The sequence below is a fragment of the Sulfurovum sp. UBA12169 genome (assembly GCA_002742845.1).
GTDB lineage: Bacteria > Campylobacterota > Campylobacteria > Campylobacterales > Sulfurovaceae > Sulfurovum.
Window position 1 is genome coordinate 530,054 of the sequence record DLUH01000001.1, and the last position, 22,253, is coordinate 552,306.

General features: G+C 39.6%; 22 protein-coding genes. 6 read left to right on the plus strand and 16 right to left on the minus strand.

Going from position 1 to position 22,253, the window contains the following annotated elements; translation table 11 throughout:
- Positions 1 to 24 precede the first annotated feature (24 nt).
- On the plus strand, positions 25 to 234 hold the full coding sequence (locus tag CFH81_02820; protein DAB41244.1) for a hypothetical protein: 210 nt from the start codon (positions 25 to 27) through the stop codon (positions 232 to 234).
- A 112-nt stretch (positions 235 to 346) separates the two neighbouring features.
- Here CFH81_02820 and CFH81_02825 read toward each other — a convergent pair whose 3' ends face one another.
- From CFH81_02825 to CFH81_02835, 3 genes are read right to left on the minus strand one after another with little or no spacing between them, the layout of a single operon-like run.
- On the minus strand, positions 347 to 1,057 hold the full coding sequence (locus CFH81_02825; GenBank protein ID DAB41245.1) for a UDP-2,3-diacylglucosamine hydrolase: 711 nt from the start codon (positions 1,055 to 1,057) through the stop codon (positions 347 to 349).
- Positions 1,057 to 2,064, minus strand: a complete 1,008-nt coding sequence (locus tag CFH81_02830) for an N-acetyl-gamma-glutamyl-phosphate reductase (GenBank protein ID DAB41246.1) — start codon at positions 2,062 to 2,064, stop codon at positions 1,057 to 1,059. The genes CFH81_02825 and CFH81_02830 overlap by 1 nt, the downstream gene beginning before the upstream one ends.
- A gap of 26 nt (positions 2,065 to 2,090) precedes the next feature.
- Positions 2,091 to 2,567 (minus strand): transcription elongation factor GreA, encoded by a 477-nt coding sequence (locus CFH81_02835; protein DAB41426.1) that lies wholly within the window; start codon positions 2,565 to 2,567, stop codon positions 2,091 to 2,093.
- Between the two features lie 176 nt (positions 2,568 to 2,743).
- Between CFH81_02835 and CFH81_02840 the strand changes: the two genes are divergently transcribed.
- The 3 genes from CFH81_02840 (at position 2,744) to CFH81_02850 (ending at position 4,765) form a co-directional block, all read left to right on the plus strand.
- A complete protein-coding gene (locus CFH81_02840) occupies positions 2,744 to 3,523 on the plus strand; it encodes a 5'/3'-nucleotidase SurE (protein ID DAB41247.1) in 780 nt (259 codons plus the stop codon).
- A complete protein-coding gene (locus tag CFH81_02845; protein ID DAB41248.1) occupies positions 3,520 to 4,161 on the plus strand; it encodes a tRNA cyclic N6-threonylcarbamoyladenosine(37) synthase TcdA in 642 nt (213 codons plus the stop codon). The genes CFH81_02840 and CFH81_02845 overlap by 4 nt, the downstream gene beginning before the upstream one ends.
- Before the next feature lie 103 nt (positions 4,162 to 4,264).
- Positions 4,265 to 4,765 carry a YhcH/YjgK/YiaL family protein gene (locus CFH81_02850; GenBank protein ID DAB41249.1) on the plus strand — a complete coding sequence of 167 codons (501 nt, stop codon included), beginning with the start codon at positions 4,265 to 4,267 and terminating at the stop codon, positions 4,763 to 4,765.
- Positions 4,766 to 4,811: 46 nt separating this feature from the next.
- Here CFH81_02850 and mscL read toward each other — a convergent pair whose 3' ends face one another.
- The 3 genes from mscL to CFH81_02865 form a co-directional block, all read right to left on the minus strand.
- Positions 4,812 to 5,216: a large conductance mechanosensitive channel protein MscL gene (gene mscL, locus CFH81_02855; protein ID DAB41250.1), complete on the minus strand. Its 405-nt coding sequence runs from the start codon at positions 5,214 to 5,216 to the stop codon at positions 4,812 to 4,814.
- A gap of 38 nt (positions 5,217 to 5,254) precedes the next feature.
- A complete protein-coding gene (locus CFH81_02860; GenBank protein ID DAB41251.1) occupies positions 5,255 to 8,350 on the minus strand; it encodes a cytochrome C biogenesis protein in 3,096 nt (1,031 codons plus the stop codon).
- 105 nt (positions 8,351 to 8,455) lie between these two features.
- Entirely contained in the window at positions 8,456 to 11,155 is a 2,700-nt protein-coding gene (locus tag CFH81_02865; GenBank protein DAB41252.1) for a DNA polymerase I, read from the minus strand.
- A gap of 117 nt (positions 11,156 to 11,272) precedes the next feature.
- Between CFH81_02865 and CFH81_02870 the strand changes: the two genes are divergently transcribed.
- Positions 11,273 to 11,629, plus strand: a complete 357-nt coding sequence (locus CFH81_02870; protein ID DAB41253.1) for a hypothetical protein — start codon at positions 11,273 to 11,275, stop codon at positions 11,627 to 11,629.
- 24 nt (positions 11,630 to 11,653) lie between these two features.
- Here CFH81_02870 and CFH81_02875 read toward each other — a convergent pair whose 3' ends face one another.
- The 7 genes from CFH81_02875 to CFH81_02905 all read right to left on the minus strand — a co-directional run bounded on the left by CFH81_02875 (position 11,654) and on the right by CFH81_02905 (position 18,907).
- Entirely contained in the window at positions 11,654 to 14,497 is a 2,844-nt protein-coding gene (locus CFH81_02875; GenBank protein DAB41427.1) for an excinuclease ABC subunit A, read from the minus strand.
- A 10-nt stretch (positions 14,498 to 14,507) separates the two neighbouring features.
- Positions 14,508 to 15,245 carry a hypothetical protein gene (locus CFH81_02880; protein DAB41254.1) on the minus strand — a complete coding sequence of 246 codons (738 nt, stop codon included), beginning with the start codon at positions 15,243 to 15,245 and terminating at the stop codon, positions 14,508 to 14,510.
- Between the two features lie 90 nt (positions 15,246 to 15,335).
- Positions 15,336 to 16,088, minus strand: a complete 753-nt coding sequence (locus CFH81_02885) for a hypothetical protein (protein ID DAB41255.1) — start codon at positions 16,086 to 16,088, stop codon at positions 15,336 to 15,338.
- Positions 16,085 to 17,041, minus strand: a complete 957-nt coding sequence (locus CFH81_02890; protein DAB41256.1) for a tRNA dihydrouridine synthase DusB — start codon at positions 17,039 to 17,041, stop codon at positions 16,085 to 16,087. The genes CFH81_02885 and CFH81_02890 overlap by 4 nt, the downstream gene beginning before the upstream one ends.
- Positions 17,031 to 18,068, minus strand: coding sequence for a hypothetical protein (locus tag CFH81_02895; GenBank protein DAB41257.1), 1,038 nt, complete (start codon positions 18,066 to 18,068; stop codon positions 17,031 to 17,033). The genes CFH81_02890 and CFH81_02895 overlap by 11 nt, the downstream gene beginning before the upstream one ends.
- Positions 18,069 to 18,078: 10 nt before the next feature.
- Positions 18,079 to 18,435 carry a molecular chaperone DnaK suppressor DksA gene (locus CFH81_02900; GenBank protein ID DAB41258.1) on the minus strand — a complete coding sequence of 119 codons (357 nt, stop codon included), beginning with the start codon at positions 18,433 to 18,435 and terminating at the stop codon, positions 18,079 to 18,081.
- A 10-nt stretch (positions 18,436 to 18,445) separates the two neighbouring features.
- Complete coding sequence (locus CFH81_02905; protein DAB41259.1) at positions 18,446 to 18,907, minus strand: 23S rRNA (pseudouridine(1915)-N(3))-methyltransferase RlmH; 462 nt, start codon at positions 18,905 to 18,907, stop codon at positions 18,446 to 18,448.
- Between the two features lie 137 nt (positions 18,908 to 19,044).
- Between CFH81_02905 and CFH81_02910 the strand changes: the two genes are divergently transcribed.
- Entirely contained in the window at positions 19,045 to 19,818 is a 774-nt protein-coding gene (locus CFH81_02910; GenBank protein DAB41260.1) for a hypothetical protein, read from the plus strand.
- 64 nt (positions 19,819 to 19,882) lie between these two features.
- Here CFH81_02910 and CFH81_02915 read toward each other — a convergent pair whose 3' ends face one another.
- The 3 genes from CFH81_02915 to CFH81_02925 are packed head-to-tail and all read right to left on the minus strand — an operon-like array spanning position 19,883 to position 22,210.
- A complete protein-coding gene (locus CFH81_02915) occupies positions 19,883 to 21,124 on the minus strand; it encodes a hypothetical protein (protein ID DAB41261.1) in 1,242 nt (413 codons plus the stop codon).
- Complete coding sequence (locus tag CFH81_02920; protein DAB41262.1) at positions 21,121 to 21,771, minus strand: DNA-binding response regulator; 651 nt, start codon at positions 21,769 to 21,771, stop codon at positions 21,121 to 21,123. Before CFH81_02920 ends, CFH81_02915 begins: the two co-directional genes overlap by 4 nt.
- 13 nt (positions 21,772 to 21,784) lie before the next feature.
- Positions 21,785 to 22,210, minus strand: a complete 426-nt coding sequence (locus CFH81_02925) for a hypothetical protein (protein ID DAB41263.1) — start codon at positions 22,208 to 22,210, stop codon at positions 21,785 to 21,787.
- Positions 22,211 to 22,253: the final 43 nt, after the last annotated feature.

Genomic DNA, 22,253 nt, shown 5'->3' on the forward strand with positions numbered 1-22,253 from the left:
ATTTTTAAAAAAGGAGAAACTAAAATGGATATTATAGAAAAAGAGTTAGATAGCCGAAAAGATGAAATCCAAAAGGAAGTAGAATTACTTTTTAAAGCTAATATGAAAATTACCAATTGGGATGTAGCGGAGGCAGACAATAAAAAAGCCGCCGGCTTGCTGTTGGAGATCATGCAAGAGAAACTCGATATGATGCGTGGCGATATCCTTACGGGAAAATATGACAATTATTAAAATACATTAACTTGTGCTCCCCGTACCCGGCATCACTGATAAAAGCATTTTATTTTCAAGAAGAGAGAAGCTATACTATCAAAAATGATATTTTCATAAAGAGTGCAGCGGCTTATAAGATTTCTTCAAATACTATTTTTCCATTTTTAAATATGCCTACTTTTTTTTGGCAGGCAAGAGAAGGCAATGAAATATATTTGCCTATGATTTTTGATTGATGAAAATGCCCCTCAATAACACAATCAGCCTCCCGATAATGCAAGAGTATCTGGTCTACCCTCTTTTCAAAACCGTCAAAGCGGTGACATATCTTTTTTTTAGAGAGGATCGCCATCCTATGATTTATAATGTTTTTTTCGAAAGGTTTTAAAAGAGTCAATACGACAGAATTTCTTAGAATCTTGCAATAGAGATCATAGATAAAACCTGTAGCATATTTATCTCCATGGGAAATCGCGATCTTTTTTTCTCCGAAATTAAAAAATACAGGCTGCTGTTCTCTGGTGTATACGGCAATATTTGGAAAAAGTGTTGAGAGACAAAAATCATGATTGCCTTCAAAATAGTGAATTTCAAGAGTCATCGACAAAGTTTGCAAAAGCCCGATAGCTTCTTTTGAGAATGTTTGAATGTATTTATTGTAGCCAAAAAGCAGATCAAAATTATCGCCCATCAGAAAAAGCTGAGGCAAAACAATCTCACCGTCGACTATTTTTTGAAGCAACAGTAAAAAAGCGTCTCCATGATGCGGATAGTGCGAATCAGCTACAAAAACAGCTCCATCCTTAATGCAACCCGGTTCTTTATGCTTCAATTTGTCCATTATGGCATATACGCGATCGTTGGTATACCCATCCCTTCATCAAAACCGCACATTAAATTGGCGGCAGCCAATGCTTGTGAACTTGCTCCTCTCAACAGATTGTCAATCGCCGAATTTACAAAAAGCGCATTACCGTTTTTGGCCGCATAAATATCACAAAAGTGTGTGCCTGCTGTGCTTTTAACGTCAACCGGATTTTCGCGTATACGTATAAATTTATCATGAACGTAATGCTTTTTGAGTATTTCCAAAGGATCAATATCCTCTTTGAGCGTAGCATATACCGAAATCAATTCACCTCTTGTTGCAGGAATAAGATGGGGGACAAAGCTGACATTCATTTTTACTTGATGTATCTTTTCTATTTTTTCTGCAATCTCCGGCGCATGGCGGTGTTTTAGAGGATTATAGGCGAAAATATTATCATTGATTGTTACGAAATGAGCAGTCTCAGACAATTTCTTTCCTGCCCCGCTCACACCCGACTTCGCATCCACAAACAAAGGAGCCGAGGCGTCAATATAAGGAATAAACGGCAATATTCCAAGCAAAGTTGCCGTAGGATAACATCCCGGACATGCTGCAAGTTTTGTTTTTTTTAGATCTTCTCTGTAATATTCAATCAATGCATAAACAGCATCATTCAAATGCGCTTTATCTTCATGCTTACAATATGTTTTTTCATATGTATCAAGCTCCAAACGATAATCAGCAGAAAGATCGACTACCTTTACACCTTTATCTATGATATCTTTGGCAAATCCCATAGAAGCCTGATGCGGCAATGCCAAAAAAACCAATTCACAATGCTTCACCACAGAATCAGCATCTGCTTTTTCAACGCTCATCCTCACCACGCCTGCAAGAGAAGGGTGCAATTGCTCTATCACGCTGTCACCTGCTGTGGTTGCCAGATAAGACAATTCAAATTCAGGGTGACCGATAAGCATCTTAATCAACTCCAACCCTGTATATCCGCTTGCGCCTACAACACCTACTTTTACCACTTGCCTATCCTTTTTTTTCTTGCTATTTATTCGCTAATGATAATCTCTTTATAAAACACTTCTTCAATCTCATACGTTTTTTGTCCGCTTGGCAAATTCAATTCAACCTCATCGCCCTCTTCTTTTCCCATCAACACTCTTGCCATCGGCGACTGGATAGAGATAAGTCCTTTTTGGGGACTCGACTCCTGTCCTCCTACGATGGTATAGCATATCTCTGTTTGACTTTCCTGATCCGTTAAAACTACCGTAGAACCAAAACAGACACGCACATGGGTTAAAGTAGACGGATCAACTATCTGCGCCCTGCTTGTCAAATCTGACAATTCGGTAATCCGCGCCTCCATTAATCCCTGCTTTTCTTTTGCAGCATGATACTCTGCATTTTCTTTTAAATCTCCCAATGCACGCGCCTCATCTATAATTTTTGCAATTACAGCTCTTTCTACTGTTTTCAAACGCTCCAACTCTTTAGAAAGTTTCAAATAAGTTTCTTTAAGCATCGGCTCTTTTTGCACGTCAGGTCCTTTAAAATACTGAATTTATTGTTTATTTTAAGTATTATACCAAAAAGGCTATAATAGCGATTAAAATCAATGAAAAATCTATAGAGTCGTGCATAACGTCGCAAAGAGATGTCAAATTTTTGGCTCCCTACAATCCACACTAAAGTAATAAAATGAAACAAATACTAATAACAAATGATGATGGCTTCGAATCCAAAGGGCTTCTTGCATTATTGGAGGCGCTTAAGCCTTTGGGAAATATCACGGTAGTAGCTCCCACTGTAGAAAAATCGGCATGCGGGCATTCATTAACCCTCACTCGTCCGCTTCGCTTCATTGAATTGGACGATGACTTTTTTAAACTTGATGATGGCACTCCTACGGATTGTGTTTTTTTATCGCTCAATAAACTTTTTAACGATTCCCATCGTCCTGATCTTGTGATCTCCGGCATCAACAAAGGTGCCAATATGGGAGAGGATATCACTTATTCCGGTACCGCTGCGGCTGCAATGGAAGCAGTGCTGCAAGGTATTCCCGCAATTGCTATCTCGCAAGTTTGTCATGACCAATGTCAAAACATAGATGATTTTGGTTACGAATTGGCACAAGAAAGCATTGCCTTGCTTGTAAAACGTATTTTTGAAGACCGCTTTCCTTTGCCTGAGCGTAAGTTTCTCAATATCAATATTCCTCCTATTGCAAGAGATGAGTGCAAAGGATTTAAAATCACCCGCGCAGGCAACAGAATCTATGGCAATGATGCCGAGGTACATAGGAATCCCAGGGGTCTGGAGCATTACTGGATAGGATTGCCTCGGCTTGACTGGAAAGAAAACAAGGGGCACATTACGGATTTTGAAGCTGTCCATCAAGGCTATGTCTCTATCACCCCTATACATCTGGACATGACCAGCCATAATGATATCCAAATCCTAGAGCAGTGGTTATGAGATTTGAACGTTGCAGGATGCTGTTTGGAGAAGAGGATTTTACAAAACTTCAAGCAGCAAAAATTCTTATTCTGGGTGTAGGGGGCGTAGGAAGCTATGTGCTTGATTGTCTTTATCGCAGCGGTGTTCACTCTATCACAATTGTAGATTATGACACTTACGATGAAACCAACCAAAACAGACAAATCGGCTCAGATGCTATCGGTATGCTCAAAACAGAACGCTTAAAAGATCTCTATCCCGGCATCCAAACGATTCATCAAAAAATGGATATTGCGTGGGTGGAATCTTTCGATTTTGATCCTTATGATCTTATCATTGATGCAGCCGATACCACCAAAGTTAAGATAGAAGTAGCCAAAAAATGCTACAAAAAGCTCATTATGTCCCTGGGTTCAGCTAAACGCTTTGAAGCTTCCAAGATAGAAGTCGCTTCCATCTGGAAAACGCACGGAGATGCACTTGCGCGAAAAATACGCAATGAACTCAAACGTGCCAAATTTGACAGAAACTTCACCGTCGTTTTTTCTCCGGAAGAGGACAAGTGCAAAGAAAAAGGCTCATGCGTTGCCGTAACAGGTGCATTCGGATTGACAATTTGCTCTGAAGCAATCAAGAAAATTATCAACAAAGTCTAGCTTATTGCATCGTGCCTAAACCAAAACATTCCCGGTATCCGGCAGAAAAAGATATCAGACTAAGTAAAAACAGAAAAAGCAAAAGCAAAAAAGGAGGTAACGCATGATCATCGATAAATTGGAAAATTGGAAATATTATCATTTTGGCCCTGCATGGAAACAGATATTTGAATTTTTGGACACGTTGTCCCCTCACTCTCCAGAAGGCAAATACACCATCTTAGGTGATGATATCTTTGCAATTGTTATGAGTTATGAGACTCGTGCTCCAGAAGTATCGGTTTTCGAATCACATCAAACGTATGTGGACATCCAAACTGTTTTGATAGGAAGCGAGGGGTTTGAATGCTCTTTTAAAGATGATCTTTTGATTGATGTTCCTTATGACGCATCCAATGATATTCAATTGTACCAACGAACAGTTCCGGGACAAACACGTATTGATATATATCCGGGGACATTTGTAATGCTTTATCCCCATGATGCCCATATGGCTGCTTTAATAATCGATAAAAAATCAGAATACACCAAAAAAGTGGTTGTCAAAATAAAAACAGAACTTTTACTTACTTCTTGTTTTGCATATAAACTACAGTGCCCATAAACGTCGATCGGTAAGCGGATCTCGGAAGAGACTCCTTACCGATAGTCTATTTTTTAAGAAGGTCTCTTATCTCTGTAAGCAAAACCTCTTGAGCAGGTGCTTGCAGCGCTGCCTCTACCGGCGGCTCTTTAAGTTTGTTGTATGCCTTAATAAACATAAAGACAACAAATCCAAGAATCACAAACGAAATAATATCATTAATAAATATACCAAATTTGATAGCCGGAGCTCCCGCTTTATCCAAAGCCTCTATCGTAGCATATTCTTTACCGTCCAGCGCAATAAACAGTTGGGAAAAATCTACTTTACCCATCAGCATGCCCACCGGAGGCATAATAACATTATCCACCATCGATTTGACTACTGTGGCAAACGCGCCCCCGAACATAAACCCGATCGCCATATCAACCATATTTCCCTGAATAAGAAACTTTTTGAACTCTTGAAACATTATCGTACCTCCTTTTAAAAAATAATACTATTTTTTGCTTAAACGTTATTTTCTAGATTTTTATTTCTTGCTGCCAAAAGCGTAAGAACAAACAATCCCGTGATTGCATAATATACCCACATAGGAATCGGCACAGGATCACCCGCTGCATAGGAGTGCAATCCTGAAAGGTAATAGTTTACTCCAAAATAGGTCATCAATACTGTGCTGTAAGCCCATGTCGCAACAACATTGTAAAGAAAAATTGATCTGAGTGCGGGGATAAATCTCATATGCAAAACTGCCGCATAAATAAGAATAGTCACCGCTGCCCATGTCTCTTTTGGATCCCATCCCCAGTAGCGTCCCCAACTTTCGTTTGCCCAGACACCGCCAAGGAAATTTCCTATTGTAAGCAAGAAAAGTCCTACGATCAATGCCATTTCTGACAGATTGGTCAATTCTTTAATAGAGCGGTCGATGTTTTTATGCCCGCCCTCTCCTCTAACAATAAAAAGAATAAGTACCAGCAAAGACAAGATAGAACCCAATCCCAAGAAACCGTCACCGGAAATAATTGTTGCTACATGAATCATCAACCAGTACGATTTCAATACAGGCACAAGATTGGTGATCTCAGGATTGATAAAACTCATATGTGCCACCCCCATAGTGATACCTGCCAAAAGTGCCGTACCTGCTAAAGCAAAAGGAGAATGTCTGGCCAGCAAGATTCCGGCCAAAGCGGTGGAGGCTGCGATAAACACGATAGACTCATAAGCATTTGACCACGGGGCATGTCCCGCGATATACCAACGGATACCCAAACCAATCATATGCATTATAAAGCCAAAAACAAAGATACCCAATGCCCCGCGCATAATCCATTTCATAGAAAATGTCGGCTTAAGAACATGAATAAAGGCAAACACCAGCATCGCTAGACCCACCAAAAGATACAAGGGTACCAATTTGCCAAACAAGCCGAGTTTATTGTAGGCAATCTCCATATCAATGTGCCGTTCGCTTGGAAGTACGGCTGCGCCATAGGTTTTTTGATACTTTACTATTCCTTTTAGAGCTAAATCCGCATTTGTCCAGCTGCCTGTTTTTAACCCTTCTGCTACCGATTGAAAATAAGCCGAAACGCTTAGTGTCACCAAATCGCGTGTTTTTGATTCAAACGTCTTAATGGCCTCAAGCGGTGCAGCCCACTTGTTATTTACGTCATCCGCTTGGGGATAAATGCGCAATATAGTCCCTTGATAAACCATATATGAGACATTTACCCTCTCGTCTATCTTTATAAGCTCTTTGTCGTAAGTGCTTTGGTCTAAAGGTTTTTTACGGTTTGCATCACTCACTGCATCATAAATCTTATAGCTGTTATCTTCCTTACTGAAGAAATCGGAAAATTGAGCAAACTTCGCATCTTCGGGCAGGCCGAGTGTCAAAGCTATTTTCTTGTGTCCGATCTTAATCATTGGCACATTTTGATACACTTCGGGCTGCGTGATCATTCCCAACAGTACTTGCATAGGCTCCAAACCAAACATTGCACTTTTGCCTGTAATTTTTGCCACTACTTCATGTGCTACAGTATCCAAGGGCTTCATGCGCCCCATATAATCTTGCACCGCAAGTTTTCCCATTTTTTGAGCATGATCACTATCGTATGCCGATATTGCCTCTTTCACTGCAGGATCTACTTCCGGTTCTTTGGCATGAAGATCTGCGGCATTAAAAATCATCAACGCCAACAAGATTGAAACTGCAGCCCCCTGTAGTTTGCGTGCCCCCTTAAGCAATTTTTGAAACCTTCCGTTCGACAAAAATAAACTCCAAACCATTCCCAATGTCATCAGAAAATATCCCACATAGGTAGGAAGCGTGCCGGGATCATGGTTCACAGAAAGAATGGTTCCTTTTTCATCCATATCGTAAGAAGATTGAAAAAAACGATAATTTCTGTGATCAAGAATATGATTCATGTAGATTTTATATGGCATCGTAAGATTTTGTTCTTTATCTATAAGCACAACATCACTTGCATACGATGAAGGGGTCATAGAGCCCGGGTAACGTTCCAATGTAAACTTTTCAAGCTTAACGGCAAACGGTACTTCTATGGTTTTTGCTCCGATGCGCAAATCAAGACGCACCCCGTCAATCTCTATCGTATTTAATTCCCCTGGTTGTCCGCTCATTGGCTTGCATACAATCTCCCTGCTTTGATCACCCGCACTCACTTTTAGTTCAATATATTCAGGTTTTCCCGATTCTGTTTTGAGACTGCTTGAAACGGTTTCAAGTTTTGATTTTTCATGAATAGATTTTAAAACTATTGCGTTGCTTCCGAAACGATAAAGTATTCTTTGTGTAAAATTATGATCGCCTGCATCAATTTCACCGGAACTTTTGTCATCCATCTTAAGAAAAGACATGGCAAAAGGAAAATTAACCTTAAATCCGTCTTCGGCTTCTTTGATCAGAAATGTGGGTTTATCGGTTTGCGAAGAGGTAGCATATCCGATATAAAATGGGCCAAAATCTTTCAAATCGCCTTTGCTGAAATAGTATGTTTTTCCCTGTTCGTCTGTAGAAACTTTTAATTCTAAAATCGTTTTGCCTTCAGGGTCAGGAGCCACTTTGTGCTCTATCGTGGGTAAATATTTCAAAAGAGAGAGATGTATTTTTTTGCCGCCCACATCAAGATCTTCTTCTAGGCTGTTTTGGGTCATTGTAGAAAAATAAAGCGGTTTTTCAAGAGAGACGCTTTTGCCCTCAAACGTAGCTACAGCCTCAAGTATCTTTTCATCGGAAACCATCATGTTGACACTTTGTCCTTCACGAATATGCATAATACCCTCATACCCGACATAACGTGTAATAAGTGCGCCGATGGCAATGACAAAAAATGAAAAGTGGAAAAGAAAGACTGCCAGGTTTTTTTTGTATGTCTTGTATTTAAAAATATTGTATACTAAAATCGCGGTGAAATAGGCTAAAAAAAGTTCAAACCATTTCGTTTTATAAATCAATGCCTTTACCGTCAGCGTTCCATAGTCATTCTCTATAAACGTAGCAGCTCCAATTATAAAACCAAATACAAACAGCATTAATACAGCCATTTTCATCGAAAAAATATACCTCATATTTTAAAAACCTTTTATATTAGAATGAATTAAGCCCGAATTATAGCTAAGCTTTGTTAACAGTGTATTAAGATAAATTATTTTACATTATCATCACAGAGGGCACTACTTTAACTCTCCCCAGCTGTCTCCCATGCTCACCGAGCAGACTAACGGCACATTGAGTTTTAAAATATGTTCCATCACATACGTAAACCGTTTGGATAGCGATTCTGCGATCTCTTCTTTGATCTCAAAGATCAGTTCATCGTGTATCTGTAAAAGCATCGATGCATCCAAATTCTCTTCAAGAATCATCGCATCTATATGATTCATCGAAAGCTTAATAAGGTCCGCTGCCGATCCCTGAAAAACCGTATTGACCGATTCTCTCAAAAATGCGGCTTTTTGCATAGCGTTGGCATTTTCATAGTCAAACAGTCTTCTTCTGCCCAGTATCGTCTCTACGTATCCATCAATTTTGACACGCTCCTGTATCTCCTCCAGAAATCTTTTTACCGTAGGAAAAGAGGCGAAATAACTGCGTATAATCTCTTTGGCCTCCACCGGTGTAATTCCTATATCCTCGGCAAGTTTACGCTGCCCCATGCCATAAAGCAAACCAAAATTCACTGATTTTGCTACGTTACGTTTGGATTTTGCTTCTGCCTCCCCGAACAATCTAGCCGCCGTAGCCAAATGAATGTCTTCCTGATTCACGAATGCATCGCTTAGCGCCTTGTCTCCGGAAAAATGCGCAAGCAGTCTCAACTCTATTTGGGAATAATCGATACTCACAAGTTTATACCCTTCCTTGGCCACAAAAGCTTGCCGCACAGATCTTCCAAGCTCAGAGCGTACAGGAATATTTTGCAAGTTCGGTTCTTTTGAACTTAACCGCCCTGTAGCTGTTCCGGTCTGGATAAAAGAAGTATAGATGCGATGATCTTTGTCTTCTTCTGCCAATTTCAACAAGGGATCAACATAAGTGGAAAGCATTTTTTGGTATTCACGGTAAACAAGAAGTTTAGAAATAATCGGATGTTCGTCTTTTAGAGTTTGAAGAACGGCTTCATTGGTGCTGTACCCTGTTTTTGTTTTTTTAACGCCTTTGAGTCCTAATTTTTGAAAAAGTATATTTCCTAGTTGCTGGGTGGATTTGATATTAAATTCGCTTTCTGCCAATGCATAGATCTCCCCGGTTAAATGCTCCAAATCCAAACGTAAACTCTTTTGAAGACTCATTAGATGCCGGATATTGACTTTAATTCCTGCCCGCTCCATGCGCGCAAGCACATTGATAAAAGGATATTCTACATTTTTTGCTTCCTCTAATAAAGATATCAAGCCGCCCAATTCCATTCGTTTTTTAAGTGAAAAATAAAGCAGATAGGTCATCCATGCATCTTCGGCGGCATAAAAAGCAGCTTCCCCGATATGTACGGAAGAAAAATTTTCTCCTTTTTTAACCATCTCTTTAAAAGGCTTCATTTTATAGTTGAAAAACCTCTCCGCCAGAGCATCAAGCCCGACTTTAGCTTCAGGGTTATTCAGCCATGCCATAATCATCGTATCCGCAAAAGGTGTAATTTCAGAAAAACCATACTGATTGTAAAGCAAAGAAAAATCAAATTTAAGATTTTGTCCTATTGTCTTGTGTGTTAAAAGCTTTTTGAGCACCCTTAAAGCATCCTGGATATCTACTTGCGATTCTATACCGAGATAAGCATGGCCAACCGGCACATAGTACGCTTTGTTTTCCGAAACACAAAAACTAAATCCAACCATTTTTGCGCTTTTAGTGTCCAGACCCGTTGTTTCTGTGTCAAATGCAATGATCGCATCCTCATCCAAATTATCAACTACTGCCTCCAGTTTCTCTTTGGTATCGAGCGTTACAGCCCCGAAAGACAAAGAAGAATATTTTTTTTGAGGGATTGGAACCGGGCACCCCCGTTCGCCTTCTCTTAGCTCTGATTTTCTGATCGCCTGTTTCATTTCATATTTTTCGAACTGGTCAATCAGGCACGAAAGATAGTTCCTGTCCTCAAAAACAAAATTCTGCAGATCGACCTCCTCAAAAACATCCGTTCGCATCCTCACAAGTTTTCTCGATAAAAAGGCTTTTTCTTTTCCTTCCAGCAGCAGCTTTTGAATGCGCGGCGTGCCGCAATTTTCGATATCTGCATAAATCGCTTCAAGGGTATGATATTGGTTGATCAGCTGGCTTGCTCCTTTTTGTCCTATCCCTTTGACGCCGGGCACATTGTCAGACGAATCTCCCAAAAGTGCTTGAAAGTCAACAAAATCACGCGGATTTACCCCAAACTTTTCGATACATCCTGCCTCATCAATCTCTTTTTTCTTTACTGAATCAACCATCACGACACGTCCGTCGTCAATCAGCTGGTATAAGTCTTTATCATGTGAAACGATGCGGACTTTCATGCCTTTTTCTTTAGCAAATTTTGTGACAGTGGCGATCACATCATCTGCCTCGAAACCATCCCTTGTAAGGTTTGCAAAACCCATCTGCTCTATCCACTCAATAGCCACAGGAAGTTGCTTGAGGAGATCTTCCGGAGGAGGCTCGCGGTGCGCCTTATATTCCCCGTAAAGGTCGCTTCTGAATGTCTTCGTTTTGCTGTCAAGCGCAAAAACCAAATACTCCGTGCTGTGTTCACGATGCAGCGAATCAATCAAATTGATAAATCCGGTCAATAGGCCTGTAGGGAAACCTTCTGAATTACGCAAAGGAGGAAGCGCATAGTAAGACCGAAAAAAGAAGCCAAAAGTGTCAATGATCGTGATTGTTTTCAATAGCATACCTCATATTTTTTTTATTTTAGCCTATTCTTTGTTAGAGATGGCATGTTTTTAATTTAAAAAATTTTAAGCTATTAATCAATATAATTAAAAAATATTAAAATTAGGGGGGGGACAATGGATACTCATATATTAACCCACAATGATTTGGAACACAAAACTAAAACATTAAAAAAACGTAAAGAAATAAGACACTTCTTGCGCCAAGAAGTAGACCTTTCCAATACCCCGGTTTTTTTGCCTGAAGGGTGGGAGATGCCTTTACTGGGTATTTATATCATTTTTTTACCCTATATCGCAGGCGTTCTTTTCGTTTTTTTCTCTGTAGCAAATATGGATTATAAAACTTTTTCATCACTCAACGATAATTTATTTTTTATCATGAGCTGGCTGGTCGGCTATGAAATTATCGCGGCCTCAATTCTTCTTCTGATCGCTAAAAGTGCTATTTTGTTTCATCTCAAAAATAGTTAAAAAAAAGATAAAATACTCTATTTATTAACTTTTTGACGTCTTAGAAGAGGTGCGTTTTTGCATCTCTTTAAACTCTTTTGCAAGATATTCTCCCGTATAGCTGCCGGTGGCATGATACTCTTTTGCCAGCTCTTCGGGTGATCCCACAGCAACAATGAACCCCCCCTTGTTTCCCCCTTCGGGTCCCATATCGATGATATAGTCTGCATTTTTAATCATATCCAGATTGTGTTCTATGACAACAAGGGAATTGCCCAGATCCACAAGATGGTGAAGCACTCCTGTCAATCTATCTATATCCGCAAAATGAAGTCCCGTTGTGGGTTCATCTAAAATATAAAGTGTCTGGCCCGTATCTTTTCGGCTGAGTTCTTTGCTGAGTTTAATACGCTGGGCTTCACCGCCGGAAAGCGTTGTTGCATTTTGTCCCAAAGCGATATAGTCAAGTCCCACATCGACCAAAGTCTTTAGTTTGCTTGCTATGGCAGGAATGGCTTTAAAAAACTCCAAAGCTTCTCCTACACTCATGGAGAGTACATCGGCAATAGATTTACCCTTGTAGTGCACTTCAAGGGTTTGTGCATTATAACGTGTGCCTTTGCAAGCATCGCAACGCACAAGAACATCGGGCAAAAAGTGCATCTCAATCTTGATCTGTCCGTCACCCTGGCATTTCTCACAGCGTCCGCCCTTTACGTTAAACGAAAAACGTCCTATTTTGTATCCGCGGAGTTCTGCTTCTTTGGTCTGCGCAAAAAGCTTTCGTATCTCGTCCATTATCCCTGTATATGTAGCAGGATTGCTTCGGGGTGTGCGTCCTATGGGGCTTTGATCAAGATAGATCACCTTATCAAGTTTTTCCAATCCGTTAATCTCTACCCCGTCAACCTTATTGACTTTTCTGGCATGATTGAGCAATTCTCTGGCAACGGGCAACAGTGTTTGCAAAATAAGTGAACTTTTGCCGCTTCCGCTTACCCCGGTCACACATACAAAATTTTGTAACGGTATTCTTACATCGAGATCTTTGATATTGTTTAGCGTTACATTTTTGATCTCTATCCATTCATTTTGCGGCTTATTATGGGGATAATTAATCTCTTTTTTCCCAAACATATAATCTGCTGTAAGAGTCTTTGCTTTAGCTAGCTTCGCAGCGTCTCCTGCAAAAACAATATGTCCGCCGAATTTACCTGCTCCGGGTCCAATATCAACGATATAATCAGCCGCCAGTATGGTTTCTTTGTCATGTTCGACAACGATAACAGAATTTCCTTTGTCGCGAAGAGAGTTAAGTGTGCGGATAAGTTTCATCGTATCACGCTCATGCAATCCGATGCTAGGCTCATCAAGCACATACATGACACCGGTTAAACCGGAACCTATCTGAGAAGCGATACGGATACGCTGCGCTTCACCTCCGGAGATGGTTCTGGCATCACGGCTAAGCGAAAGATATCCAAGCCCAACGTCATATAAAAAAAACAGTCTTTCTTGTATTTCTTTGAGAATGGATTTTGCTATCATGCTTTGCTGCTCATTCAAGTGTGAGAAACTTTCCTCATCTGCAAAATACGCATAGCTTTTGTCGATCGGCATATCAATCATATCCGCAATATTTTTATCCGCTATCTTTACCGCCAAAGAACTGGGTTTTAGTCTATGTCCTTGACACTGGTCGCATACCTTTTCAGTCATATACTCTGAAAGATCTTTTTCTTCTTTAAACATATCATGTGCAAACCTGATAACACCCGGCCACTCACGAGTGAGCTTATGCTTTTTCCAAATAAAATCAACCGTACCGCCTATACCGTAAAGTATTGCTTTTTGCTGAAAAGAGGGAAGCTCTGCGTAAGGGATTTTGATATCAATACTGTTTTGTTCACAAAAAGATGTTAAGAATTTAGTATAATAGCTTTTGTTAAACCCGTACATGATTTTGATTGCGCCTTTGTCTATACTCAAATCAGAATCTATAATTTTTTTAAGATCTATGGTATATCTGATTCCCAATCCATCGCAAGCAGGACATGCGCCTTTGGGGGAATTAAAAGAGAAACTTATGGGCTCCAACGGCTCGAAGCTGATCTTGCAGTCAAAGCAAGCCAAATGTTCAGAGTAGTGGAAATGCTCACTCTCAAGTCCCAACTCTTCAAAATTGAGCACCTCAATTTCCATCTCCCCATAACTCTCCTTGAGTGCCTTTTCAACATCCTGACCTATGCGGTCGCGGCTTTCTTCTTTTACGACCACCCTGTCTACAATCACCTTAATCGTATGTTTTTTGGTTTTAGAGAGCTCTATCTCTTCATCTAGGCGCACCACCACTCCATCTACCATTGCACGTACATAGCCTTTGTGGCGCAAAGATTCGAACATATCTGCGAATGTACCTTTTTTTTCTTTCACCAGAGGCGCCATGATAACCAGTTTGGCTCCCTCGGGAAGTTTGAGCACCTCTTCTATGATATCACTTGCGGACATCGAAGAGATAGGTTTGCCGCATTCATGACAATACTGTTTTCCTATACGGGCAAAAAGCAGTCTGAGATAATCATAGATTTCAGTGATAGTCCCTACCGTTGAACGAGGATTTTTGGAAGTTGTTTTTTGGTCTATAGCGATTGCCGGAGTCAACCCCTCTATTTTGTCAACGTTCGGTTTGCCGGCCTGTCCCAAAAACTGTCTGGCATAGGAAGAGAGTGATTCGATATAGCGACGCTGTCCTTCCGCGTAAAGCGTAGAAAAAGCGAGAGTTGACTTACCGCTTCCGCTGATTCCGGTAAACACCACCAGTTTATTTTTAGGAATCTGCAAATCAATATTTTTTAAGTTATTCTCTTTTGCTCCAAAAATTTTAATCATATTCATAGTTTTAACCTAATAGTAATTTATTTGCTGTAATAATCAATATAACAACGTAAAAAGCAACCAAAAACTGCTTATAGTGAGTAATTTTAATCTTTTGGAGCAGCCAGATGCCTGCTCTGATTCCAATCAAAGAACCTAAAGCCATTATGGCCCCTGCCTGATACTGCATCATCCCAAGCCATGAAAGCGTGACAAAAGAAGAGATCGATGTAAACATCACATAAAAAAGACCGACCGATGACGCTTTTTTAAGCGGAAACCCCAAAAAACTGACCAGAATAGGCGTCATCAGGATCGATCCGCCTACGCCAAGCATTCCCGAAAAGACCCCAACTCCGGTTCCGATAGCCAAATAAAGCGGATAATTGACAATCTTTTCATGAATTGGTTCAGGATTTGCCAAAAAAAGTTTTGCCAAAGTAAAGATAACCAATGCAAGAAATATCCATCCCAAAATCGCACCATGGAGAATGGAAACCAGATATCCGCCGATCATCGCACCCACAATACCGCCGTAGCCGAAATACTGCATATCTCCCAGCGAATAAGTCTGTTTTTTTCGATGAATCAAAGCACCGGCAACAGAACTGACTGCCATTTGCATCACCGATATTGCAATCGCCTGCTTAATGTCAAATCCAAGATAGAGTAAAATCGGAACACTCACAGTTCCCCCGCCAATCCCGAAAAAACCTGACACGATACCGATAAAAATACCCAGCAGCCCCAATTCCATAAACATCAATGGTTCCTTTTTTGAAAATGGAGATTATAGCATTTTTATCGTTGATTTGTTCAAGGTTACGGCTATTGGCCATCAAAAGATTTCTATCTAAAATGCTTCAAGATCATCCATTTGATATTTGAGTACTCGACCCTCATCGTCTGCAAGATACATCATTCCTTTATTATCAAAAGTGATACCTTCCTGGGCAAATTTTGGCAACTTTCTCACCCAAACAGTTTTAGCTTTTTTCAAATCATACTTGATTAAAAGGTCTTCTTTGTCACTCACCATATAGAGATACCCTTTATAAAAACTCAATCCGGCTATATCTTTGTATTGTGGGTCAATGATCGTTACGATCTTTGCTTCTTTATCATTGTACTTATCAATCACAACAATGAGTGAAGGGTCATCTTTTGGATAAGGATTTTTCGACTGATTTGCCAAATAGATCTTATCTCCGGCTATAGCAATCCCCTCTAATCCATGTTCTTCATCTTTTACGAGCAGCTTTTTACCATGATACATTCTCTCAACATTCATCTCTTTGAGCACTTGAAGCGTACTTTGATCAACGATCAATAGATTATCCTTGCCCTCGATCACAAAATAAAGCTGTTTTTGGGCATCATCGCATGCCACACCTTCAAGATCATATTTACCCAATTTCTTATGACGCAAAATCTTGCCGCTAGTCGAAACTTCATAGACTTTACCTTCATCATTGGCAACAAAAAGCGTATCTGTTGTGCCTGAATAACAAATTCCCGAAGCTTCAGGAATATCAGCAATAATTTCCATATCTTTTTTGGCGCAGGAAACAAACAAAAAAGCAAAAAGGAAAAAATAGTATTTCATTGCATGTGAACCAAAAAAGGTTGAGAAAAAAATATACTCGCGGCCTCTCTCATTTCACCGGCATTTTCGATACGGTTAATCAGATCTCGAAATACCGAAGCGCCCTGATATCCTGCTTTTGAATACGTATGCAAATGCTTACGGAACAAGATAGCCCCATACTCGCCATAATAAGCGACCATCTGATCAAAATGCTCTAAAACGACCGCTTTGACAAGCTCTGAAGAAACCTCTTGCATCCCTTCTTTCATCTGATGAAAAATCCAGGGTCGTCCAACCGCTGCACGCCCCACCATAACTCCGTCAGCGCCGGTATAGTCAAGCACCCACTTCGCCTTTTGCGGTGAATCAATATCCCCGTTGGCAATGATAGGAATAGCAACCGTTTCCTTTATCTCTCGTATCGCATCATAATCGACAGCTGCCTTATATCTTCCTGCCCTTGTTCTTCCATGAACAGCGATAAAATCTGCGCCGTTATCTTCACATACTTTAGCAATCTCGATATGATTCTTTTCATTAAACCCTAGTCTAAACTTCACTGAAGTATAGGGTTTGTTTGAATATTTTTTGATTGTTCTGATCGTTTCACCCATTTTCGGCAAATCAGTCAACAGGGAGGAACCTTGAAGGTTATTGACAATCTTTGGAGCCGGACAACCGCAATTAAGATCGATACAGCTTACGCCTTCAAGCGTATTTAGATATTCAACAGCCCGTCTCATGACGTTTTGATCAGAGCCTGCCAACTGAATGCTATACGGATCTTCCAAGGGGCTTTTTTCAAGCATTTTAATCGTTTTTTTACTTTGATAAACCAAAGCATTCGAACTGATCATTTCGCTTACCGTCAGATCTGCACCGAATTTTTTAACAACGGAACGGAAAGGAAGATCTGTGTAGCCGGCAAGAGGGGCTAACACATAGAGAGGTTGAGAAAAATCAAGCTTCATTGCAAACGGTATCTACCTCTATAAGATCTTCAAGTTTATATTTTTTATGTTCCTGCTTTAGTTCATAAAGTGCTCTGAATTTTATAAACTCGCTTTCGTTCTGCTCTTCAAGATATTTACCCACTTCTTCTAAAAGCTCATATTCAAAAAGAAGATAAAGATAGGCATTTTGGGCCTTGAGATTGTTTTGCTGATATTTTTTAAACAGTGCCAAATTTTGATCAGGTGTAAATTGCTTCTTTGTGATACTTGCAATATAGACAAAATCGCTGCACTCAAGCTTTAATCCTTCAACAAATTCATTGAGAATTTCGACACTCAAACCCATATCTTCTGTTCCGCCAACTCTTTTAAGCATTGCTTTGAAGTTTTTTGCATCAAAAGTTTTCGCATATTTGCGTGCTTTATAAAAAGTCTCGCGGGCTGCAAAAATTTCTAATGCTTTTTTTTGCACAGCCTTGGAAAATAGAGAGGGAGATTTCATGACCTCTTCCACAAACTCTTTATCTGACTCCAAACGGTTAAGTCTATTTTGTATCAAAAGAGGATTGTTTTCGCTAAATAATTTTGTCATTTTATGCTCTTTGAGATCTACATACTCCCCGCTTTTTATCTTCTGAATGAGATTTATGATTTTTGTCAGTCTTGAATTTAAACCTTCAACATTCTCCTTCATATCAATAGAAGCTTTACTTAAAAGCATAGCCGAATTTTTTATCTCATCTAGCGCATATTTTTGATCTTTAGGCTCATTAATCAAAGACCAATAAAAGGCGTCATCCAATGTTGCAGCATCCCTTTGCCATTTTTTTAGTTTTAAATAGTTTTTAAATCCATAAAAAAGCATATGTATGATTGTGAACACTAGCAACAAAAGCATAGGCAGGATAATCCAAACGGCCACAGGAAGATTAAAATGAATTCCAGTAACTTCAAGAAGATAATTATTTGGATTTACCGTATATACAAATGCCCCTACAATTGCTGCAAGGGTAAGTGTGGCAAAAATATATAAACCTATTCTCATGTTTCGTCCTTTACTTCTGTTCTTTTTCGTTGATCTCCCGACATGTGATACAAAAACGTGCAAAATTTTTAACCTCTAACCGTTTGCGGCCTATAGGTTCTTCGCACATTTCACAAATACCGTAAGTTCCTTTTTTTATTTTATCCAAAGCAAGTTCAATTTCGTTTAATTCTTTACGTTGTTGTATTAAAATGGCACTATCAACTGCACTTTCAGCAGATGCTGCTGCATAATCTCCCTCATCATTTAAATCAAGATTTCTCATTTCGTCTAACTCAAGTGCGGTTCCGGCAAGATTTTTTTCTATCTGTGCCTTTCTTGCAGTCAATTTTATTCTAAACTCTTCTAACTGAGATTTGCTAAGCATATGTATATTCCTATTTGTGATATGGGTGATTGTGATTGATGGCAAGCCCTCTAAATATCTGCTCCAACAATACTACTTTCACCAACTTATGTGAAAGCGTTATTTTACCAAATGATATAGCATAATTACATTTAATCAAAAAATCCCTTTCAAGCCCGTATGCACCGCCGATAAAGAAGTTTATCTCCGCACTATCCTTAAGCAGTTTTGCAAAATCAAAACTATCGACTTCTTTTGAAGAAGGATCCAAAGCGATAGCGGTACCCCCGCTGAGATATCTCTGCAGTGCATTGGAATAGGATCGCTGTGCTGCTATCGCCGAAAGATCTTGCGCCTTAGCAATCTCTTTGTCAAAAATTTCTATCACTTCAACTTTGGCAAACGGTTTGGCAATCTTTTTGTAATGCTCTATGAGGGGAGCATAAAGTAACTCTTTGCTTTTTTTGTCTATAACGATTATATTAATTTTCATCTCACGCCTTTTTGTATGTGCAATTGTACACTATATGAAAAAATAATCACATATAAAATACTTTTCAACCCTGTCTTGAGCTTGCGTTTGAGTGTTTTTGTATTTTTTGCTATGATTTGACAATAAAAGGAGAAGCAATGAAAAAGTTATTTTGGTTTATTTTGGCCGGATGTTCATTTTTATTTGGAGTAGAGGGCAAAGAGGTATTTGATGCCAAGTGTGCCTCCTGTCACAGTTACTATATCCCCCTGAATGAACTCAAAAAAAATGCACAGAGCAACAATACTCTTCTTAAATTAAAGGCGCCGACGCTCAACCAACTCTCCTTTGGCGTACGTCTGAATATTGGGGATATAAAAGCCGATGAAGAATCCCAGCGCCTGGAAGTGGAAGCGTTTATCGAAAACTATATTGCGGCTCCGGATAAAAAGAAAAATGTGGTGCCGCCGGAGATGACAAAATTCTTCCCCGCCATGCCAAGCATGAAAGATTTGTTAAATGAAGACGAGATTGAAGCGCTCAGCAACTTTATTTTTAGCTATGGCGAAGCGATGATCGCCGAACACAGTGCCCCTTTTGTCAGTTTTGAAAAAGCCAAAGAGTTAGCCAAACAAGAGGATAAAATCATTATGATACGGGGTATTTTGCCTTATTGCAAATGGTGCATCAAAATGGACAGAGAAGTGATGGTCGAAAAAGAGGTGGTCGAAGCGCTGCTCAAAGACTTTGTCATTGTCAAAACTGATGTAGCGCTTGAAAAACTTCCTCTAGGGATGAAATCATTGGGAACTCCCTCTTTTTACTTTATCAATAAGGATGGTGAAACTGTTATCGCTCAGATACAGGGCTACAGAGACAAACAAGAGTTTTTAGAGCTGTTAAATACTGTTAAACAAAACGCGAAACAATGATAAAGCCTCAAGCTTCTCTCGTCATTGTCCCGAATTAAATTCACAAGGGGATGAGAAAAAGGCTTTAATCTTCCGGCACGGTAATGATAAACCGATTTTCATTTTTTTCATAGGTATATGTCAGCTTCAATTTTAATACTTCCATAATCGTATAAACAATATACAATCCCAACCCCAATCCATGTCCTTTCTCGTGAAAAGGCTGCTGATAGTCTTCAATAGTGTGGGTAAATTGTTCTCCGCTGTTGGCAAAAAGAATGCTTTTTTCTTTTATTGTGATAGAAACCCGATGATCAGGCGAGTATTTGATGGCATTGTCCATAAGATTCTTGAATGCCAGTGAGAGAAGCTCAAAATCGCTCAAAAAAACAAGCGGTTCTTCTTCTGCAATATGCACTTGTTTTTGCACCCCCTCTTCATCGATAAACATCAGTTCCATTGCCTGCTCTACAATATCCCTTGCATTGTACTTTGATATTTTAAGCATATATTTTGCTGAAAGCATCTGTTCAATTTTTGAAAATTCTTCTATGAGCAGTTCTAACCGTTCAAATACGGCCTCATAGCTCTCTTTTTGCGAAACGTCCTCTAAAAATACATTGAGCAGTTTTCCTTTTCCAATGGGCGTTTTAAGCTCATGCATGATCATACGCAAAAAAAGCTGTCTGGACTGGATAAGGGATTCGAGCTTTTTAAGTGCACTATCAAAAGCATTGGAAACCTCTGCTATCTCATCTTTGGCCTCACTTTTAAACGATATTTTAAGATCTCCTTGAGCAACCTTGTGGATATTCTCCTGTAAAATTTTTAATGGCTCGAGACTCCGTGTCAACCATAAATAAAGGCTTAACAGAAAAACCAAACTGACCAAATACCAAAAAAATATTTGCCATGGAAAAGAATTTTCCTGCTGATCTTCCAAAAGCAACTCAAAATGCGGATGCTCTAGCCAAAGATACATTTTTTGTTTCAGCTTCAATATTTCAAATCTGCTATGCAATATCCTTTTTTTCTGCATCAAGTAGGTATGCTCGCGAATAGATTTAACGGCTTGGGTATCATCTATCAGTTTAAAGCCGCTCTCTTTTAAATAAAGATTGAAGCTGGGATCGTCAAAATCAAGAGGATCTCCATTTTGTGCGCTTTGCCTAAAATACTTATGAAGAAAAAGAGACGTCTGTATGTATCGTTTCTCTATTTTTTGGAAATGCTGTGCTTTTTGTATATACAAATAAGAGGCAAAAAAAGCGCTGACAAAAACAAAAGAAACCAAAAAAATAATACGTATCTTGCTGTAAATGGTCATGATAGCAATTTATACCCTACACCGCGTACGGTTTTAATATTTACCTCATCTGAGAGTTTATTGCGCAGACGATTGATAATCACCGCCAAAGAGCCGTCGCTTCCAAACTGAAATACATCAGAATCATAAAGTATCTGCTCTTTAGACACAGTATTGCCGCGATGCTGTATAAGCAGCTTAAGCACCACATACTCCGCAGGAGTAAGATCAAGTTCTTCGCGGTTAAACAATATCTGCTCTCTTGCTTCATCCAATGTTAAACTAAAACGAGATTCTTCTTCGTGGATTTTTTTGTAGCGTCTTAACAGCGAGATAATCCGGGCATACATCTCTTGGGGGTCATAAGGTTTGGGCAGATAATCATCTGCTCCCAATTGCAACCCTGTCACTTTGTCGCTCACATCAGACCTGGCCGAAGAGATGATGATGGGAATATCATATTTTTTAACCACCTCCTTGCATACTTCAAGGCCATCCATCCCGGGCAATGTCAAGTCAAGGATAAGCAAATCATATTTTTGCACACCGGCACTCAGGCCAAGGTAGGGATCTTCGTAATTGGTGACTTTTATATTGTATCGCTCTAAAAAATCGCTTAGAAGCGACGCATACTGCGCGTCATCTTCTATCATCAAAATATTTATCATGGAGTATTATAGCTTATTTGTTTTGCTCTTTTAAAAGCGCCACAAACTTTACTCTCTGTTCAGGTGTCAAAATTTGCATCGTTTTTTCAAACCTTTGAGCATGCATATCGGCTCTCATCTGTATTCTTTCCATCTGTGCATTGATAAACCCCTGTTTATCAAATCCATTTACACTCACAAATTGTCCTTGAGTGCGTTTGCCTTTCATCTGCGCATGCATCGCCTGTCTGCTTTGTCTCATCTCCTGACGGTTTGCCTGCAAGGCTGTTTTTTGCTCATTGCTTAAATTTAATTGTTCAAATATATTTTGCATATCGGCTCTTTGTTGCTGCATCTGTTTGCATTGCTTTTGCTTGTTTGCATAGGGGCCTGCATGAGCGGCGGTTAGACCTGCTATTGCAAACACAGTGGCTATCGCTACGATTTTTAACTTTTTCATTTTATTTCCTTTTTCATAATGTGTCTCTTTCGACACCGCAAGT

Bases quoted from the DNA above. Each gene is read 5' to 3' on its own strand.
- CFH81_02820 (DAB41244.1), top strand. From the start codon at position 25: ATGGATATTATAGAAAAAGAGTTAGATAGCCGAAAAGATGAAATCCAA.
- CFH81_02825 (DAB41245.1), bottom strand. From the start codon at position 1,057: ATGGACAAATTGAAGCATAAAGAACCGGGTTGCATTAAGGATGGAGCT.
- CFH81_02835 (DAB41426.1), bottom strand. From the start codon at position 2,567: ATGCTTAAAGAAACTTATTTGAAACTTTCTAAAGAGTTGGAGCGTTTG.
- CFH81_02840 (DAB41247.1), top strand. From the start codon at position 2,744: ATGAAACAAATACTAATAACAAATGATGATGGCTTCGAATCCAAAGGG.
- CFH81_02845 (DAB41248.1), top strand. From the start codon at position 3,520: ATGAGATTTGAACGTTGCAGGATGCTGTTTGGAGAAGAGGATTTTACA.
- CFH81_02850 (DAB41249.1), top strand. From the start codon at position 4,265: ATGATCATCGATAAATTGGAAAATTGGAAATATTATCATTTTGGCCCT.
- mscL (DAB41250.1), bottom strand. From the start codon at position 5,216: ATGTTTCAAGAGTTCAAAAAGTTTCTTATTCAGGGAAATATGGTTGAT.
- CFH81_02860 (DAB41251.1), bottom strand. From the start codon at position 8,350: ATGAGGTATATTTTTTCGATGAAAATGGCTGTATTAATGCTGTTTGTA.
- CFH81_02865 (DAB41252.1), bottom strand. From the start codon at position 11,155: ATGCTATTGAAAACAATCACGATCATTGACACTTTTGGCTTCTTTTTT.
- CFH81_02870 (DAB41253.1), top strand. From the start codon at position 11,273: ATGGATACTCATATATTAACCCACAATGATTTGGAACACAAAACTAAA.
- CFH81_02875 (DAB41427.1), bottom strand. From the start codon at position 14,497: ATGATTAAAATTTTTGGAGCAAAAGAGAATAACTTAAAAAATATTGAT.
- CFH81_02880 (DAB41254.1), bottom strand. From the start codon at position 15,245: ATGTTTATGGAATTGGGGCTGCTGGGTATTTTTATCGGTATCGTGTCA.
- CFH81_02885 (DAB41255.1), bottom strand. From the start codon at position 16,088: ATGAAATACTATTTTTTCCTTTTTGCTTTTTTGTTTGTTTCCTGCGCC.
- CFH81_02890 (DAB41256.1), bottom strand. From the start codon at position 17,041: ATGAAGCTTGATTTTTCTCAACCTCTCTATGTGTTAGCCCCTCTTGCC.
- CFH81_02895 (DAB41257.1), bottom strand. From the start codon at position 18,068: ATGAGAATAGGTTTATATATTTTTGCCACACTTACCCTTGCAGCAATT.
- CFH81_02900 (DAB41258.1), bottom strand. From the start codon at position 18,435: ATGCTTAGCAAATCTCAGTTAGAAGAGTTTAGAATAAAATTGACTGCA.
- CFH81_02905 (DAB41259.1), bottom strand. From the start codon at position 18,907: ATGAAAATTAATATAATCGTTATAGACAAAAAAAGCAAAGAGTTACTT.
- CFH81_02910 (DAB41260.1), top strand. From the start codon at position 19,045: ATGAAAAAGTTATTTTGGTTTATTTTGGCCGGATGTTCATTTTTATTT.
- CFH81_02915 (DAB41261.1), bottom strand. From the start codon at position 21,124: ATGACCATTTACAGCAAGATACGTATTATTTTTTTGGTTTCTTTTGTT.
- CFH81_02920 (DAB41262.1), bottom strand. From the start codon at position 21,771: ATGATAAATATTTTGATGATAGAAGATGACGCGCAGTATGCGTCGCTT.
- CFH81_02925 (DAB41263.1), bottom strand. From the start codon at position 22,210: ATGAAAAAGTTAAAAATCGTAGCGATAGCCACTGTGTTTGCAATAGCA.